This is a genomic window from Desulfovibrio sp. 1188_IL3213 (genome assembly GCF_036763145.1).
In the GTDB taxonomy this organism is placed as follows: domain Bacteria; phylum Desulfobacterota; class Desulfovibrionia; order Desulfovibrionales; family Desulfovibrionaceae; genus Desulfovibrio.
On sequence record NZ_JBAIYR010000180.1, the window covers coordinates 1 to 4,593 of the forward strand.

3 protein-coding genes are annotated in these 4,593 nt (G+C 58.2%); 2 read left to right on the top strand and 1 reads right to left on the bottom strand.

The features are described 5' to 3' along the window. The first annotated feature begins 121 nt into the window (after window positions 1–121). A complete protein-coding gene (gene lon / locus V6C16_RS08285; protein WP_333536404.1) occupies window positions 122–2,563 on the top strand; it encodes an endopeptidase La in 2,442 nt (813 codons plus the stop codon). Window positions 2,564–2,790: 227 nt separating this feature from the next. On the opposite strand, the gene V6C16_RS08290 is transcribed toward lon, so the two are convergent. Beyond that, on the bottom strand, window positions 2,791–3,801 hold the full coding sequence (locus V6C16_RS08290) for a YheT family hydrolase (protein ID WP_333536539.1): 1,011 nt from the start codon (window positions 3,799–3,801) through the stop codon (window positions 2,791–2,793). Between the two features lie 205 nt (window positions 3,802–4,006). Here V6C16_RS08290 and V6C16_RS08295 point away from each other — a divergent pair. Further along, window positions 4,007–4,593: FAD-dependent oxidoreductase (locus tag V6C16_RS08295; RefSeq protein ID WP_333542998.1), on the top strand; the 587-nt coding region annotated here is incomplete at its 3' end.

Sequence of the window (4,593 nt, forward strand, 5' to 3'; positions counted from 1 at the left end):
CCGTGCGGCGCGCTGCACCGTGCGCGGCGGCAGAGCGGAGGCGCCCTTTGCCGCAATCCGCTCCAATCTCCCAAGCTATGGGGTCGTGCCAATGCGGCCCACGGCCTTTCAGGGGAAAACTATGACTGAATTCGTACGCGGTACTGGAAAACTTGTGGAACTGCCCGTCATGCCTTTGCGTGAGGTGGTCATGTTTCCGCGTTCCATCATGCCGCTTTTTGTAGGGCGTGAAGCCTCCATCAAGGCCATAGAGGCCGCTCAGGCCAGCTACAGCAAACAGATTTTTCTGGTGGCCCAGCTTGAGCCCGAACTGGAAAAGCCCGAAGCCGGAGACCTGGCTCCCGTGGGCGTGGTCAGCAAGGTGCTGCAAATGCTGCGTCTGCCTGACGGAACCATCAAGGTGCTGTTTGAAGGCATGTACCGTGCCGACTGGACAGACCTGCAGGAAAATGAGCACTGCGCCATAGTGTACGCATCCCGGCGCGGCGAAACGCAAAGCCGTCCTGAAGAGCGTGAGGCTCTTGTGCGCGCGGTTCATGAGACGCTGGACGAGTTTGCCAAGGGCAACAAGAAGCTTTCGCAGGAGTCTGTGCTTTCCATGCTGGCGCTGCATGATCCTGGCCCCCTGGCCGATTCCATCATTCCCAATCTCAAGGTGGACTACCGCAAAAAGCAGCAGGCCCTGGAGATGGACGACGTGACCGAGCGGCTGGAGCTGGCCTATGAGCTGCTTCATGGTGAGGTGGCGCTGGCTACGGTGGAAAAGCGCATCAAAAATCGCGTCAAGGTACAGATGGAGCGCAATCAGCGCGAATATTACCTTAACGAGCAGATCAAGGCCATCAACAAGGAAATGGGGCGTGATGACGATCCCCAGGCCGAGGTGGACGAGATCGAGCAAAAGCTCAAAGCGCGCGACATGCCCGAAGAAGCGCGCCAGAAGGCCCTTGGCGAAGCCAAGAAGCTGCGCAGCATGCCGCCTTCGGCTGCGGAATATACGGTGGTGCGCAACTACGTGGACTGGATACTCGACCTGCCCTGGAATGACCTCAAGCAGGTTGATATCAACATCGAAAAAGCCCGCAATATTCTGGACGGCGACCACTATGGCCTTGAAAAACCCAAGGAACGCATCCTTGAGTATCTTGCGGTGCAAAAGCTTTCCCAGGGCCTGAAGGGGCCGATTCTCTGCTTTGTGGGGCCTCCCGGCGTTGGCAAGACGTCACTGGCGCGGTCTGTAGCCAAGGCCACCGGGCGCGATTTTGTGCGCCTGTCTCTTGGCGGCGTGCGCGATGAGGCCGAAATACGCGGTCACCGCCGTACCTATGTGGGGGCGCTGCCGGGCAAGATCATCCAGTCGCTCAAGCGGGTGAAATACAACAATCCGCTTTTCTGTCTGGACGAAGTGGACAAGATGACCTCCGACTACCGGGGCGACCCGGCCTCGGCCCTGCTGGAAGTGCTGGACCCGGAGCAGAACCACACCTTTATGGACCACTATCTGGACCTGGAATACGACCTGTCCAAGATATTCTTTATCACCACGGCCAACTCGCTGCACACCATCCCCGTGCCCTTGCTGGACCGTATGGAGATAATAGAGCTTAACAGCTATCTTGAAACAGAAAAACGCCACATTGCGCGGCACTTTCTGCTGCCTCGCCAGATAGAGGAGCACGGACTCAAGGAAAGCAATATCCGGGTTTCGGACAATGCCGTTCTTGAGATCATCCGCTCCTACACCCGCGAGGCGGGCGTGCGTAACCTTGAACGTGAAATTGCCGCCCTGTGCCGCAAAACCGCCATCAAGCTGGTGGAAGAAGAAAATACGGACAGGTGCGTGAACATTTCGCGTCAGAGCCTGCCCGCCATGCTCGGCGTCAAAAAATACCGGCATGACGAGCGCGAGGCCGAGCCGCAGGTGGGTGTGTGCGCCGGGCTTGCCTACAATCAGCGCGGCGGCGAGATACTGCTGGTGGAAACGACACTTATGGCCGGTTCCGGTCAGGTGGTGACCACGGGCAAACTTGGCGAGGTCATGACGGAATCGGCCAAGGCCGCGCTTTCCTACGTGCGCTCACGGGCCGAAGTGCTGGGTCTTGATACGCGCTTTCACCGCAAGGTGGATATACATGTGCACGTACCCTCGGGGGCCACACCCAAGGACGGTCCCTCGGCGGGCATTACCCTTGCCACTTCCATTACCTCGGCCTTGCTGGGCATTCCCGTGCGCAACGATGTAGCCATGACAGGTGAGATATCCCTGCGGGGGCGCGTGCTGCCCATTGGCGGCCTGCGCGAAAAACTGCTGGCCGCGCGCCGCAGCGGCATCAAGAAAGTGCTCATGCCCCGTGACAACGAAAAGGATCTTAAAGAAGTGCCGGACGAGGTGCTGAAAGACCTTGAAATTGTCTTTGTGGAGCATGTGGACGAAGTGCTGCCCCATGCCCTGGATGCCTCTTCGGAGGAAATATTCTCCGGCCGGGCCACGGCACAGCCCATTTGCCGCATTCTGCGCCCCGAAAAGCATGGCGAGGAAAGCAAAAAACAGCCCGCTCAATAGAGCGTTTAGCACTTGAAATGCTCACTTACGGCAGGCAAAAGCCTGCCTGCTCGTATTTCTTGGCAAGGATTTTCCTGAAAATTCTTGCAGAGCAATTAGAGCAGATTAACTTTGAAAATGTACATTTTCAAAGTTTAAGACACGCTCGCTTCGGCGTTTAACCGCGCAAATAAATTGCGCTTACGCCTTCGCGGCGGGCGACTGCTCACGCAGCCGCCAGAGCAATTTCAAAGTGAAATTGCTCTAAACTTTCCCTGCTCCAGCAACATGCCGGCAAAATCACGGGCGCGCTGCTCACTGTAATACACGCCGCCGGGCTGCACAAAGCCCACATGCCCGCCGTGGTCTGCGACCTCAAGGAACAGATGCGGGTTGGCCTCCGCCGCGTCCCACGGATAGCACGACGGCGCGCAAAAAGGATCGTCTGCGGCAAGCAGCAGGTATGTGGGTACAGTGATGCGGGGCAGATCGGGCAACACCGTATTTTTTTCCCAATAGTCGCTGGCCGAGGAAAAACCGAAGGTGGGCGCTGTAAAGCGGCTGTCAAATTCCGAAAATGTGCGGATATTTTCAATGCCCTCAACCGAAGGATAGTCGGGAAAACGCCCCGCGTTGTGACACACTTTTTTTCGCAGGGTTCGCAAAAAATACCACATGTACAGGCGGCAGGCCGGGCCGTCCATGACAGGGGCGGCGGCGGAAAGATCGCACGGCACGGAAACGGCCACGGCTCCCCGTATGAGGGGCGATATCCTGTTTCCGCCAAGATAGCGGCATATCTGGTTTCCCCCCATGCTGAAGCCTGCCAGCAGCAGCGGTCGGTCAAACATTTCCGCAAAGCGCACCACAGTGGCAAGGTCTTCTGTCTCCCCCATATGGTACAGACGGGCGGTGCGGCCCGGCTCCCCAGAGCAGGAGCGCATGTTCCAGGCAAGGACGTCAAAACCCAAAGACCGCAAAACAGCGCCCAGGCCAAGCACATATTTGCGGCGGCTGTTGCCTTCAAGACCGTGGGATATTATGGCGATGCCGCGCCCCTGCCCAAAATTTCCATCCGGCGCGTGGGCAGCGGGCTGCATGTCCACATCCAGAAAATCCCCGTCGGGCGTTTCAATGCGCTGCCGCCGCGTATCAGGCGCAAGGTCGGGATGCGGGCGAAAAAGCACGGGCCACATGGTGTTGGCATGGGGATTTCTCAGATGCAGGGGACAGACATAGCGCGAATGAAGTATGGGCATAATTTTCTCAACAGATGTATTTTATTGCTGAACGTCATTTGAACATCTTGGCAGACCGACCAGCCTCGTATACCTTCTGGGCATGCAAGAATTCAGTTTACATAGCTCCCGCCGAAAAAGCCTGTCAAATTCAGTAGCTGCATCCAAAAGCTCAGTTCCTGCGCCGGGGCGCGTTCCGCACGGCCTTGCCGGAACAAAAAACCGTGTGGGTGAGAATCAGGCGGATGTGCTTGTTCTGGGCGCGGGAGCTTCCGGGCTTATCTGCGCGCGCGAAGCCGCCGGAAGGGGCCTGCGCGTGACAGTGCTTGAGCGCGGCGCTGTCCCGGCACGCAAGCTTGCCATAAGCGGCGGCGGAAAAGCCAATTTTACCAACCGCCGCGTGACGCCGCAGGACTACCGTTGCGACGGCCCCGATGGCATAGCCTTTTGCGCCCCTGCCCTGCGGGCCTTTGCCCCGGCCGCCATACAACGCCTGATCCGGCAATGGCGGTTACCCTTTGAAGAAAGAGAACACGGCCAGCTTTTTCTGACCGTATCCGCGCAAAAGCTGGTTCAGGCGCTCCTGACGGACTGCCGCCAGCGTGGTTGCCACATAATGTGCGACAATGCTGTGGAAAATCTGGTTTTTTCTGAAGGCATTTTTGAAGTGCATTCCCCAAAAGGGGTTTGGCGCGCACCTGCCGTAGTGCTGGCCATGGGCAGTCCCGCCTGGCCCCAGGCAGGGGGAAGCGGGCATGGCTACAGGCTTGCCCAGCAAATGGGACACAGCCTTGTGCCGTCGCGCCCGGTCCT